13 protein-coding genes are annotated in these 12,583 nt (G+C 72.2%); 6 read left to right on the top strand and 7 right to left on the bottom strand.

Going from position 1 to position 12,583, the window contains the following annotated elements; all coding sequences use genetic code 11:
- Positions 1 to 365: 2'-5' RNA ligase family protein (locus PINTE_RS10180; protein WP_281178865.1), on the top strand; the 365-nt coding region annotated here is incomplete at its 5' end.
- A 39-nt stretch (positions 366 to 404) separates the two neighbouring features.
- Here the strand turns inward: PINTE_RS10180 and PINTE_RS10175 are convergent.
- Positions 405 to 2,225 carry an HNH endonuclease signature motif containing protein gene (locus tag PINTE_RS10175; protein ID WP_068429651.1) on the bottom strand — a complete coding sequence of 607 codons (1,821 nt, stop codon included), beginning with the start codon at positions 2,223 to 2,225 and terminating at the stop codon, positions 405 to 407.
- Between the two features lie 485 nt (positions 2,226 to 2,710).
- On the opposite strand from PINTE_RS10175, the gene PINTE_RS10170 reads away from it, so the two are divergent.
- Positions 2,711 to 3,757, top strand: a complete 1,047-nt coding sequence (locus PINTE_RS10170) for a polysaccharide deacetylase family protein (protein ID WP_068429648.1) — start codon at positions 2,711 to 2,713, stop codon at positions 3,755 to 3,757.
- A 3-nt stretch (positions 3,758 to 3,760) separates the two neighbouring features.
- Here the strand turns inward: PINTE_RS10170 and PINTE_RS10165 are convergent, their stop codons facing one another.
- Positions 3,761 to 4,471: a M50 family metallopeptidase gene (locus PINTE_RS10165; RefSeq protein WP_068429644.1), complete on the bottom strand. Its 711-nt coding sequence runs from the start codon at positions 4,469 to 4,471 to the stop codon at positions 3,761 to 3,763.
- Between the two features lie 88 nt (positions 4,472 to 4,559).
- On the opposite strand from PINTE_RS10165, the gene PINTE_RS10160 reads away from it, so the two are divergent.
- A complete protein-coding gene (locus PINTE_RS10160; RefSeq protein ID WP_068429641.1) occupies positions 4,560 to 4,850 on the top strand; it encodes a YciI family protein in 291 nt (96 codons plus the stop codon).
- A gap of 63 nt (positions 4,851 to 4,913) precedes the next feature.
- Here PINTE_RS10160 and def read toward each other — a convergent pair whose 3' ends face one another.
- Positions 4,914 to 5,609 carry a peptide deformylase gene (gene def / locus PINTE_RS10155; RefSeq protein WP_068429637.1) on the bottom strand — a complete coding sequence of 232 codons (696 nt, stop codon included), beginning with the start codon at positions 5,607 to 5,609 and terminating at the stop codon, positions 4,914 to 4,916.
- Positions 5,610 to 5,694: 85 nt separating this feature from the next.
- Complete coding sequence (locus PINTE_RS10150) at positions 5,695 to 6,252, bottom strand: DinB family protein (protein ID WP_068429634.1); 558 nt, start codon at positions 6,250 to 6,252, stop codon at positions 5,695 to 5,697.
- A gap of 89 nt (positions 6,253 to 6,341) precedes the next feature.
- On the opposite strand from PINTE_RS10150, the gene PINTE_RS10145 reads away from it, so the two are divergent.
- A complete protein-coding gene (locus PINTE_RS10145; protein WP_068429631.1) occupies positions 6,342 to 7,328 on the top strand; it encodes a helix-turn-helix transcriptional regulator in 987 nt (328 codons plus the stop codon).
- Here the strand turns inward: PINTE_RS10145 and PINTE_RS10140 are convergent.
- Together PINTE_RS10140 and PINTE_RS10135 are read right to left on the bottom strand one after the other, a co-directional pair.
- Positions 7,320 to 7,697 carry a GntR family transcriptional regulator gene (locus PINTE_RS10140; RefSeq protein ID WP_068429627.1) on the bottom strand — a complete coding sequence of 126 codons (378 nt, stop codon included), beginning with the start codon at positions 7,695 to 7,697 and terminating at the stop codon, positions 7,320 to 7,322. The genes PINTE_RS10145 and PINTE_RS10140 overlap by 9 nt on opposite strands.
- Positions 7,698 to 7,760: 63 nt before the next feature.
- Positions 7,761 to 7,943, bottom strand: coding sequence for a hypothetical protein (locus PINTE_RS10135; RefSeq protein WP_068429624.1), 183 nt, complete (start codon positions 7,941 to 7,943; stop codon positions 7,761 to 7,763).
- A gap of 258 nt (positions 7,944 to 8,201) precedes the next feature.
- Here PINTE_RS10135 and PINTE_RS10130 point away from each other — a divergent pair, with 258 nt between their 5' ends.
- On the top strand, positions 8,202 to 8,747 hold the full coding sequence (locus PINTE_RS10130) for an alpha/beta hydrolase (protein ID WP_068429621.1): 546 nt from the start codon (positions 8,202 to 8,204) through the stop codon (positions 8,745 to 8,747).
- A gap of 42 nt (positions 8,748 to 8,789) precedes the next feature.
- Here PINTE_RS10130 and PINTE_RS10125 read toward each other — a convergent pair whose 3' ends face one another.
- Positions 8,790 to 9,197, bottom strand: a complete 408-nt coding sequence (locus tag PINTE_RS10125) for an SRPBCC family protein (protein WP_068429618.1) — start codon at positions 9,195 to 9,197, stop codon at positions 8,790 to 8,792.
- Positions 9,198 to 9,411: 214 nt separating this feature from the next.
- Here PINTE_RS10125 and PINTE_RS10120 point away from each other — a divergent pair, with 214 nt between their 5' ends.
- A complete protein-coding gene (locus tag PINTE_RS10120; RefSeq protein WP_245642893.1) occupies positions 9,412 to 12,450 on the top strand; it encodes a glycine--tRNA ligase in 3,039 nt (1,012 codons plus the stop codon).
- Positions 12,451 to 12,583 lie beyond the last annotated feature (133 nt).

The raw sequence follows: 12,583 nt of genomic DNA, 5'->3' as shown, positions 1-12,583 counted from the left end.
GCGGGTGCGTGTGGGTCGGCGTCGAGCCGGCAGGCGGCGCGGCGGGCCCGCAGACAGCGCCGGTCCCGAACGGCGCGGCAGGCCCGGACGCTGCGGAGGGGTTGGCGCGGCTGGCCGGCGGTGTGCGGTCGGCTGCGGGCCGCGCAGGTGTGGTCGTCGAGGGCGGCCCGTTCCGCCCGCACGTCACCGTCGCGCGGATGGGCCGAGCACAGGAGGCGACGCGCTGGCTGCGGGTGCTGCGGACGTACCGCGGTCCGCAATGGCAACCCGACGAGGTCGCGCTCATCGCGTCGCACCTGGGCCAGGGCCCGCGGCGCACGCCGCGGTACGAGGTGCTGGAGACGTTCGCCCTGGCCCGCGGCTGAGGCGGCGCGTGGGTGGAGCGGTTTGAGTCGGCGCGTCGGTCAGAACGGTGGCTCATCGGCCCACTGGGCCGGAGGGGGTGCGGCGGCGTCGCGGGTCGCCGCGTGGGCTGCTCGCTCGGCGGTGAGTTCATCACGCAGGCGCGTGATTTCGTCGTGGAGGCGGTTGAGTTCGCGGGGGTGGTTGATGGAGTCGTAGTCGATGGCTTGGAGGTCTTCGGCGTCGATGAGCACCCGCCGCGGTGGCCTGTCGCCAGGGTGCTCCCTGGGGCATTCGGCCGGGTCATCGCCGGAGCCTTGGGCGCAAGGACCGCCGGAGCGCTCAGCCGCCTCGTCGCCGAGTTCGGCCTCAGCCGGGGCCGATTCGTCGCCGTGGTCGTCCACGTGGAGCCCGAATTCGCGGTAGTCCATCGGGAACGTCGGGTAGACCCGGCCGTCGGGTAGCCGCCACTCCACGACACCGTCCGGGGTGATCCGGGCGGCCCAGTGTCGGCGGGTCTTCTTGGCGTGATGGCCTTCGCATTCGTCGGCGAGGGTGTCCCCGCGGGTGGTGCCGCCGTCACGCACTTCGATGACGTGGTCGATTTGGCAGCGCGCGGCCGGTATGGCGCATCCGGGCGCCCGGCACGTCCCGTCTCGGTCGCGGACGGCGCGGGCCATCCGCGGCGGCGGCGCATACGACTTGGAGACCTGGGCCATCGCGTACCCGGTCATCGGGTCGGCGACCAGCCGCTGCCACGTCGACCCGGCCGCGAGCGCCACCTCGCGAACGGTGTCGGCGTCGACAGCGACGCCCTCGACCGTCCCGGGTTCCTCGTTGAGCCCCGCCAGGGAAGCTAGGGACACGACAACCGACACCTTGGCGGCCGGCCACCCGCCGTCGCCGGGGTGGTCCACGGCCGTGGGGGCGTCGGCGTGTGGCTGGCCGAACAGCAGCAGGTCGAGGGCGACGTCGGAGCGCAGCTGCGCCAGGGTGCGCGGGTCACCGCCAGCGCGGGCCGCCCGCGCGATCGCGTCGACCCTCCGGAACACCCCCAGGCAGCGGGCGTCAGCGCCGCTGACCCCGAAGCTGCCGGCGCCGTCGTCACCGATCGCGACCCAGGCGTCCCGCTGACGGTCGGCACGGGCCCGCCGGGCGCGGGTGTTGACGTGCTTGAGCATCTCCCGGCGCTTCTTGCGACAGAACGGCCCCTGCCCCAACGGAGCCCCAGTCGCCGCGGCCTTCTCGGTCGCATACGCCAGCACCGCGTCACACACCTTCTGGCCCGCCTCCGGCGTGACCTCGGGCGCGTCGGGTTCCTGCACCAGCGCGCACCCTTGGGTGAAGGTGATCGCCCCCGCCGCCATCGCCGCCCGGACCGGTGCGGCGACCGACTCCGGCGCCACCCCGAGTGCCACGCGTCCGCGCCACAGTCCGGCCGGTCCGCCGAGGGTGGCGACCGCGGTGTCCACCACACTGGCTTGGGCCTCGTCCAACAACTGCGCCTGCGACTTGCGATACCGCGGCGCCAATCGATCCTGCTCGATCAGCTCGTTCTGCACCGCCGCGTCATGCGCCGCCCGGGCCCGCGCCAGTTCACCGGAGATCTCCGAGGCCAACGCATCCAGCGCCCGGTACGCCTCGGAAATCTCCCGCAACTGCTCCCAGCCGTTCGCCTCGGGAATCCTGCGGAGCCGTATCCATGTCAGCCCCGCGGGGCCGGGTTCGAGCCCGACCATCGACAGCCGTGCGCTCTCGAGAAGGCTCGCGCCGTCGCCTCCGGAGACGGGAGAAGTCAGCGAATTCATCACTCGCTCCACGAGCGTCTCGCCCGATTCTCCGTTGACTCGGTGCTCGCTCGACGGATCGATTGTGTCGCTCACGTGAGACACCTCCTCTCGACGCTTGATGTGGGGGAATGAATCGACCTCCTGTCTATCTCGATAGCCATTTCAGGGATAGAGGTTCGCGCAATTACGCTCGCGGCGAAACCGCGGCTGACCAGGCAGCCTGGGCTCCTCATGCGCTAAAGGCGGCATGTCTCGAATACCGAGAGGCATGGCGCAAAAGCGATGGTGACTCGCAGCACAGCGGGCAGGAAAAGGGATAATTCAGGACCGTGTGGGAATGCCAGATGAGCCAGCCTTCAGGGCACGAGAAGAAATTTCTCGCAGGGCGAACAAGAATGAGGCAACCTAAGGGCTGCGAGCCCCCCTGCACCCGTTGTCGACAACGCCCCACACCCTCCCGGGCCCGTTGTCGACAACGGCAGGGTTGGTGAGTTGAACCGGGGCTACTCTGAAATCGCTGCTTGGGGAAGCAGGCCTCTTGGGGGATACGACAATTCGTTCGAGCAAGGGGACTCCTCATGTCTGCTGCCCGTCGCGCCATCGATCCAGTCGATGCCGACCGCCCCGACGACCGGCTCGCCAGTCGACAAGCCGACCGACCCGCCGACCGGAACGCCGACCGACCCGATGTCCGGCCCGGCCGGCGGCAACTGCTCCTCGCCGGAGTCGCCGGGCTGGGCGGGCTCGCGCTGGCAGGGTGCACGGCCAACGGCAACACCGGCTCCGCACAAAGCAACCCGAGTTCGACGGGCGGCGTCGGTGCGACGACGACCCCGGGCACCGGCTCCCCGACGAGGGGCGGCACGCCGACGGCGGGGGGCCAGGCGGCGGCGCGACCCTCGGCGGTCGTCATGCACGGCCGCGCGAGCGTGCCGGTGCTGTGTTACCACCAGGTGCGGCCGTACGCCGGCGACGACACCGCGTACGTGCGCTCGATGCTGGTCATCCCGCCGGAGAAGTTCGCGGCGCAACTCGCCGGCATCAAGGCCGCGGGTTACACGGCGATCTCGCCGCAGCAGTACCGCGACCACCTGTTCGCCGGGGCGGCGCTGCCGGCCAAGCCCGTCGTGCTCAGCTTTGACGACGGCAAGGACAACCAGTTCCAGCAGGCGATGCCGGCGCTGCGCAAGCACGGGATGACCGGGGTGTTCTTCATCATGACCGTCGTTCTGGGGCAACGCGGCTGGATGACCAAGGACGACGTGAAGAAGCTCGTCGACGCGGGCATGAGCGTGGGATCGCACACCTGGGACCACCACATGGTGACGAAGTACTCGGGCACCGACTACACAACTCAGCTCGTCGCCTCCCGCGAACTGCTCAGCGGGCTCTCCGGGCAGGACGTCGTCGACTTCGCCTATCCGTACGGCGCGTGGAACACCGCGATCCTGCCGCACCTGACCGCGGCCGGTTACCGCACCGCCTACCAGCTCATGGACAAGCCGCTCGACGTCAAGCGCCCCGAGCTGTCGCTGCGTCGGATCCTCGCGGTCTCCACGTGGACGGGCCCCGAGGTCGTCGCCAAGCTCGACGCGTTCGCGCGCGACGCACCGAGCCGCTCGTAGCGCTCAGCCGAGGCGCACGAGACCGTACACCTCGGTGGCGACGACCCACGTCGCCCCGAGGCACACCAGCGCGAAACTCAGCAGCCACAACACCGCCGGCACCCCCGTGAGCTGGGCGAGCACCCCCGGGTCGGACTGCGGGCGGATGCCGTGGCGCATCGTGGCCAGGTGCCGCCAGGCCCCGATGACGAGCACGACGCCGAGCCCGAGCAGCGCGCAGGCCTGCACGACCGGGTTGGCCGCCCACCACAGCCAGCCCGTGGCGGCCAGCGCCGTGAGGGTGACCGCGATCGTGCGCACGGACCGGGCGAAGAACAACGCGAGCAACAGCCCGAGGCCGAGCGCGGTGAGCGTCGGCGCCGCCCAGCCGGCGACGGCCAGCCACGACACGAGGGCGCCGAGCAGCGCCGGAGCCGGATAGCCCGCCCACGTGGAGACGACCCGGCCCGCGCCGGTCGGGGCGCCCCAGGTCACCGCGTGCCCGGACATGTCGCCGCGCAGCACGAACCCCGTGAACCGGCGCCCGACCGCGACACCGACGGCGGCGTGCCCCAGTTCGTGTACGAGCGTGATGCCGACCCGGAGGCGGTACCAGGCCTGCGGCCACAGGGCCGCGACGAGGGCGGCGGCGATCGCGAGCAGCACCCAGGAGGCGGGCAGCTCGAGCAGCGTGTCGGGGCGCATCCGGTGCGCGATCTCGGTCGGCCAGTCCACGGCCCGCACGCTAGCCGCCGAGTCTGTCAGCGCCCTGTCAGCGCGCGGACCGCCCGTGCTTGTCGGTGCCTGGTCCTAGGGTGAGCGCATGCCGTTCTACGCCGTTCATTACAGCTATTCCTCCGACTCGGCCGCGCTCGACGAGGCGCGTCCGCAGCACCGCCGGTTCCTGTCCGGCCTGGCCGACGCGGGCACGGTGCGGGCCTCGGGGCCGTACGTCGGCACCGAGCCGTCGGCCCTGCTCATCTTCGTCGCCGAGGGCGAACAGGAGGTGCGCGCGCTGCTCGACCAGGATCCCTTCCACGAGGCCGGGCTCATCGAGAAGGCCACGATCACCGAGTGGAACCCGATCATCGGGGTGTTCGCCGGCGAGGTCTGACCGAAGGCGAGTGATCGGTTGCGGAGCAGCTCTCCCTGCTGTGCCCCCCCGCAGGGTCGTGGGCTACTTCCCGAGTTGCTTGGCGTGTTCGTCCCACTCGGCCCAGGTCTCGTCGCGGGTCGCCTCCATCTCGCGCATCGCGCGGCGACGCTCCTTGGTCGAGAGGTGGTCGAGGTAGAGGTGGCCGTCGAGGTGGTCGGTCTCGTGCAGGAGGCAGCGCGCGAACAGGCCGACGCCCTCGAGGCGCAGCGGGTTGCCGCGCTGGTCGACGCCCTCGACGACCGCGCGGCGCGCGCGGGTGACCGGCGCGGAGGCACCGGGCACCGAGAGGCAGCCCTCGTGGTCCTCCACCTCGTCCTCCCCGGAGGTCTCCACGACCCGCGGGTTGATGATGTGCCCGACGTTGCGGATGCCGAACGCGTCCGGGCAGTCGTACACGAAGATCCGCAGACCGACGCCGATCTGGTTGGCGGCCAACCCGACTCCGTTGGCGACCTCGGTGGTGGCGTGCATGTCGTCGATGAGCGCCTTGAGCTCGGGAGTGCCCAGCTCGGTCACCTCGCGGCACGGGGTGGCGAGCACGTCCTCGCCGACGACCGTGATGCGGCGGCGGTGCCCGCGGCGCGCCTCGGGCAGCCGCTCGGGGATGCGCGGCACCGGCTTGCCGAGCAGGCGCGGGCGACGGTCGGGCGTGGAGGCGGATGGCGCAGGGGCCTCGTCGGCGGCGCGGCGACCGAACGAGCCGAAGATCGAGGACATCTGCCCATCATCGCCGATCCCGGCCCGCGGCACGGACGGTGGTCTGGTCGGCGACCCGGCGTGCGGACCCCTGCGGCGAGCGAGCTCAGGACCGGTGCGCGTACAGGTCACGCAGCAGCGCGATCTCGGCGCCGTGGTGGATGACCTCGCGGTGGATGTGCAGTACGAGGGTGATCATCGGCTTCTCGTGCCACGGCCCCTCGGCGGGGCCGCACGGCTGCGCGAGAGCGTCCGCGTCGAGGCCGCGCACCCCGGCGGTCCACGCCTCGTACGCCTCGTCGAGCTGGGCGAGCGCGCCGGCGGCGGTGGGGGAGTAGTCGAACGACATGTAGTCGTAGGCCGGTCCGCCGAAGTGGCCGTGCACGCGGGCGCCGAGCACGCCGACGATGACGTGCCCCAGCCGCCAGGCGATCGTCGTGACCGGGGCGGGCACCGGCTCCGGGAAGGCGAATTCGATGACGGTCTCGCCGCTGCCGCCCTGGATCGGGGCCGAGCTGGCGCCGCGCGGGCGCACGCTCCAGCAGTCGGGCACCGGCTCCCAGAGGTATTCGGCGTCGGTGAGGCCGTCGAGCCGCGGCCGCAGCTGGCTGGTCCAGTGCCACTCGAGCTGATCGAGGAGTTCGGTGGTGAGGTCGAAGGTCATCGGCTCGTCCTTTCGCGTCGGTGGTCGTGGGCCCACCGTGACGGCGACAGCGGACACATCCTGACCGCTGTCGGTGTCAGGCTAGGCGCATGAGCGACACGACCGACTCCACCGTGCGGCTGCTGCGGCTGCTGACCCTGCTGCAGGAGCACGCGGTGTGGACCGGTCCGGAGCTCTCGGAGAGGCTCGGGGTCAGCGTGCGCGGCGTGCGGCGCGACATCACGCGGTTGCGCGAACTCGGTTACCCGGTGAACTCCGAACGCGGCCTCGGGGGCGGCTACCGGTTGGCGGCGGGTAAGGCGATGCCGCCGCTCGTGCTCGACGACGGGGAGGCGGTGGCGGTCGCCGTGAGCCTGAGCCTGGCCGCGGGCGGCACGGTCAGCGGAGTGGAGGAGGACGCGACCCGCGCGCTGGCCAAGCTCGACCAGGTGGTGCCGGCCCGGCTCCGGGAGCGCATCGACGCGTTCCGCGCCGCGACCGTGCGCATCTCGGCCGGCAGTACGCCGGTCGACGCGGCGGCCCTGACGGCCTTGGCGAGGGCGTGCCGGGATCACGTGCAGGCCCGGTTCGGCTACCGCAGGGCCTCCCAAGAGCGCGAGGCCGAACCGACCTCGGTCGAGCAACCGCCGCGTCGGGTCGAGCCCTACCGTCTCGTCGCGACCGGGCGCCGCTGGTACCTGCTGGCGTTCGACCTGGACCGGGACGACTGGCGGGTGTTCCGGCTCGACCGAATGAGTCAGGTGCATGCCACAACATGGCGGTTCTCGCCGCGGGAGGCGCCGGACGCGGCGGAGCGGGTGCGGGCGGGCACGAGCCTGCTGGCGTACCCGGTGCAGGCGACGATCCGCGTGCACGCGCAGGCACAAGACGTGCTCGACCGGGTGGGGCCGATGAACGCGCAGGTCGAGCCGGAGGAGCCGGGGTGCTGCGTGATGCGCACGGGCGGTCAGAGCGTGGAGGTGCTCGCCGGCTTCCTCGCGTTCCTGCCGTGGGAGGTGCGCGTGCTCGACCCGCCGGAACTGCAGGAGGCGGTCACGCAGCTGGGCGAGCGGCTGCGGCGGGCCGGCTCAGGCTGAGAGAACGTCGTCGAGAGCCGATCGCAGGAGGTCGTCGTCGGCGCCGAGCAGCCGCGCCGACTCCACGTACTGACGCGCGAGTTCCTTACTGCGGGAACGCCGCTGGGCGGCGGTCAGGGATTTCTTGGGGGCCGCCACCCGGGTGCCGGCGCCGCGCGCCGTCGTCACCAGTCCCTCGGACTCCAGCTCCCGGTAGGCCCGCGCCACGGTGCCGGTCGCGAGCGCGAGATCGGCGGCGAGGCTGCGCACCGGCGCGAGACGGATGCCCTCGGCCAGCGCCCCCGCCACGATGAGCGTCGAGAGCTGGCGGCGCAGCTGCTCGTACGGCGGGGTGGGGTCGGCCGGGTCGATGCGGACGGACGTGTTCACGTGACTCCTTCGGACGCCGGACGAACGGCGCGGTGAGGCTGCGCGGGGACTGAAACTCAGGGGTCAGCGGCGGCGCCGCGACCGCAGCCGGCGCGCGACCTCGTCGCCGGCGGCGCCGGCGGGGGACTGCCACTTTCGGGTGCGGGCTGTGCCGGGAGAACCGGGCGCACGATCGGGCGCGTCGGGATCGGCTCCGCGGGTGGGCGCGGCGCGTCCGCGCAGCCATTGCATGAGACGGCCGACCATGGGACCTCCGTTGTCGCGACCGGGCCGGGGCTTCGATTCTTGCGCGCCCCCCGCAATGTGGCAATGGGATACAACAATCGGCGCGCGTCGAGGCGGTGCTGCCGGCGGCGTCCGGACCACGTCGGGGCTCGTCGGGGCCACGTCGACGCCTGCTCGGCGTCTTCTCGGTGCGCACGGCGGCGAGCGCGCGCCGGGGGTGTCGTGAGTTCGCCCGACGGTCTCCGGGAGCGGGTCGGGCGGGCGCCCTAAGGTGGGCTCATGGTGGTCTACGAGGGCGATCCACAGCGCGTGGCCTCGCTCCTTCCCGGGCGCGAGTACACGCCCAACTCACCCCTGCTGCATTACACGCGCAAGGCGCTGCGCGACGACGGCTGGACGGTGCGGGAGCACTGGTGGTCGCGGGGGCAGGCCATGGAGACCGAGCCCGCCTTCCTCGAGGCGCAGGAGTTCGTCGCCGGGGCCGGCGAGCCGCTGCTGCACCTCATCGTCGGCAAGTCGCTGGGCTGCCTGGCCGCGCAGACGGCGGTCGAGCGTGGGCTGCCGGCGATCTGGATCACGCCGCCGCTGAAGGAGGCCGTGGTGCGCGCCGCTCTCGACCAGACCCTCGAGCCCACGCTCGTCATCGGCGGCGAGCGCGACGAGACCTGGAACCGCCGGGTGGTCAGCGAGACCCGCGTTCAGATGCACGAGGTCGGCGGCGGCGACCACTGGCTGGAGATCCCCGACTCCGTGCGCGAGACCCTCAAGGCGCACGAAGCCGTCGTCAAGCGCATCGACGACTTCATCCGCGGCCTGGAGAACTGACCGGACAAACGACGCGGGCCGCCCGACACGGGCGGCCCCGGCTCAGCCTCGCTCGGCGAGCTCCTTGATCTTCACCAGGGCCTCGCGGAGCCCGGCGCGCACGGCGTCGCCGTCGGCGCGTTCGCTGTTGATGCGCACGTAGAGGCGCGAGCCGCCGTCCTCGTGGGGGTCGACGTCGAAGGTGCCGCGGTAGTTGTGGCGGCCGCCGACCGAGCCCCACGACAGGGTGCGGCCGGGGTCGTTGGTGCGCACCCAGGCGGTGCCGGTGACGTCGACCTCGGTGCCGTCGGCCAGGCGCGGCCGCGCGTGCACCTCCACGGCCTGATCGCCGATCGCGTGCGCCGCCGTGACGCGCGGCATGTACCGACTCACGTTCTCCACGTCCGAGAGGTACTCGAAGAGCAGCCGAGGCTCCATGGCGATGGTGATCTGGTCGGTGTACTCCGTCATGGCGCTCGGTCTATCACCCGGTCTCGGCGCCGAATCGGGACCAGGGTCACCCGACTGCGTCACCTTGTCGACATCGTCGCGTTCCCATCGGACAAACGGGACAGCCGGGGCGCGCTCGGGCTCCCGGGACGGTGCCGCGCGGGGGCGGGTGCCCGCGACCCGGGCGCGGCTCGGGGCGTCGTGGTCGCTTGGGTAGCCTGCTGGGGTGCTCACCATGCAAGACGCCCTGCGCCGCCTCTCCGACTACTGGACCGAGCGCGGCTGCCTGACCTGGCAGCCGTTCAACACCGAGGTCGGCGCCGGAACGATGAACCTCGCCACGGTGCTGCGCGTGCTCGGGCCCGAGCCGTGGGACGTCGCGTATGTCGAGCCGAGCGTGCGCCCCGACGACTCCCGCTACGGGGAGAACCCGAACCGGCTCCAGACGCACACGCAGTTCCAGGTGATCCTCAAGCCCGAGCGGGGTGACCCGCAGGAGCTCTACCTCGGCAGCCTCGAGGCGCTCGGTATCGACCTGGCCGCGCACGACGTGCGGTTCGTCGAGGACAACTGGCAGCAGCCGGCGATCGGCGCGTGGGGCCTGGGCTGGGAGGTCTGGCTCGACGGCATGGAGATCACCCAGTTCACGTACTTCCAGCAGGTCGGCGGCCAGGATCTGGACCCGGTGCCCGTCGAGTTGACGTACGGCATGGAACGCATCCTCATGGCCGTTCAGGGCGTCACGCACTTCAAGGACATCGTCTACGCCACGAAGGCCGACGGCACGGTCGTCACCTACGGCGAGGCCCTGGGCCAGCAGGAATACGAGATGAGCCGGTACTACCTCGACGACGCCGACGTCGAGACCAACCGCTCGCTGTACGAGTCGTACGTCTCCGAGGCCACGCGCATGGTCGAGGCGCGGCTGCCGGTGCCGGCGCACTACTTCATCCTCAAGTCGAGCCACGCGTTCAACGTCATGGACGCCCGCGGCGCGATCAGCACGACCGAGCGGGCGCAGGCGTTCGGCACGATGCGCCGGCTCATGCGCGATACCGCCGTGCTGTGGGTCGAGCGGCGCACCGAGCTCGGGCTGCCGCTGCTCAAGGAGACGGTCACCGAGCCCGTCGAACTCGCCTCGCCCCCGGCCGAATTGCCGGAGGAACCGCAGACGTTCGCGCTCGAGATCGGTGTCGAGGAGCTGCCGCCGCACGTGCTGCCCGCGACGATCGAGCAGGTGCGGGAGTCGGTGACGACCCTGCTCGCCGCCTCCCGGCTGAAGCACGGCGCGATCGAGGTCGACGGCACGCCGCGGCGCATCGTGCTGACGGTGCAGGGCGTGGCGGCGCGCGAGCCCGACTCCGTGGAGCACCGCAAGGGGCCCAAGTGGGCGGTGGCGTTCGACGCCGACGGCAACCCGAGCAAGGCGCTCGCCGGGTTCATGCGCGGCCAGAAGGCCGAGCTCGACCAGATCGAGAAGGTCGAGATCGGCGGCAACGAGCACGCGGCCGTGGCGTTCACGCGGCAGGGGCGCGGGGCGCTGGAGGTGCTCGGCGAGATCGTCGGGCAGACCGTCTCCGGGCTGCGGGCCGAGAAGAACATGCGCTGGTCCGACCCGGAACTCTCGTTCAGCCGGGCGATCCGCTGGCTCGTGGCGCTGTGGGGGCCGGTGGTCGTGCCGGTCGCGGTGTCGCGGCTGGTCGCGGGGCGCGCGACGTACCTGCAGCGCACGACCGGTGGAGCCCGTTCGGCGACCCGCTCCGACGGAGTGCCGCTGGGGTGGGTCGACGTGGCGACCGCCGACGACCTGGCGCCGACCGTGAGCGGCGGCTCGATCGACCTGTCCACGGCCTCGCGGCGGGAGGCGGTCGTCGAGCAGGCGGTCGCGCTGGCCTCCGGTGTCGGCGGGTTCGTCGACGTCGAGGGGGAGGCCGACCTCGTCGAAGAGATCACCAACCTCGTCGAAGACCCGCACGGGGTGCTCGGCTCCTTCGACGAGCGCTACCTGGAGTTGCCCGACCGGGTGCTCGTCACCGTCATGCGCAAGCACCAGCGCTACCTGCCGGTGCGCGACGCCGACGGGGTGCTCATGCCGCACTTCGTGACGATGGCCAACGGGCTGTGCGACGACGACGCGGTGCGCGCCGGCAACGAGTCGGTGCTGCGCGCGCGGTACGAGGACGCGCTGTTCTTCTGGAACGCCGACCTGAAGGCGGAGTCGGTCGAGTCGTTCGTGCCGGGCCTGGAGGCGCTGACGTTCGAGCACCGGCTCGGGTCGGTGGGGCAGCGGGCGCGCCGGATCGCCGACGTCGCGGCGGCGCTCGCCGGGTCGATCGGGCTGTCGGAGGCCGACCGCGCGACCCTGCACCGCGCCGGACGGCTGGCGAAGTTCGACCTGTCGACCCAGATGGTCGTCGAGATGTCTTCTCTCGCAGGGTTCGTCGCCCGCGAGTACGCGGCCCGCAAGGGCGAGCCGCAGGCAGTGGCCGACGCGCTGGCGCAGATGGAGATGCCGCAGACGGCCTCGGGTGAGCTGCCGTCCGGGGTGCCCGGCGCGCTGCTCGCGGTGGCCGACCGGGCCGACCTGCTCGCGGCGATGTTCGCGCTCGGGGCCAAGCCGACCGGCTCCTCGGACCCGTACGGGCTGCGGCGCGCGGCGCTGGGGCTGGCGCGGATCCTGCGCGCGCACGCGGACGGGCCGCTGGCGGGGCTCACGGTGACGGAGGCGTTGGACGCGGCCGCGGCCCGGCTCCGGGAGCAGGGGATCGACGTCAGCGAGGTCTCGACCCAGGCGGCGGCCGAGTTCGTCGTCGCCCGGTTCGCGCAGCTGCTGCGCGACGAGGGGCGCTCGGCGGACGTGGTTGCGGCGGTGCTGCCGGCCGCGGACCGCCCGGCGGTGGCCGACGCCCACGCCGCGGCGCTCGCCGAGCTGGCCGTCGACGAGGGCTTCCGGCGGCTCGTCGAGGCGTTCGTGCGGATCGCGCGGATCGTGCCGGCGGGCACCGGCTCCGACTACGACCCGAGGGTGCTCACCGAGCCGGCGGAGATCGCGCTGCACGAGGCGGTGACGGGCCTGCGCCCGCTGAGCGACCTGCCGTCGTTCGCCACGGACGCGCGCTTCCTCGTCGAGCCGATCACCCGGTTCTTCGACGACATCCTCGTCATGGCCGACGACGAGGGCCTGCGCGCCGCCCGCCTCGGCCTGCTCGCCGCCGTGCTCGCACTCGCCCCCGACGGCCTCGACTGGAAGGCCGTCGACGCCGCGACGAGCTGAGCGCAGAGGCCGGCGGCGTCCACAGGGGTGCTGCTGAGTACGTCGCTATCCACAGCTCTATCTAGAGGGGATTGACTTGACTGTCTAGTCCCTCTAGAAGAGACTGCATGAAGCGCACGGCAGTATTGGCACG

The organism is Piscicoccus intestinalis NBRC 104926 (assembly GCF_001515525.1).
GTDB classification, from domain to species: Bacteria; Actinomycetota; Actinomycetes; order Actinomycetales; family Dermatophilaceae; genus Kineosphaera; species Kineosphaera intestinalis.
This window is presented reverse-complemented; position numbering and strand designations above follow the sequence as displayed.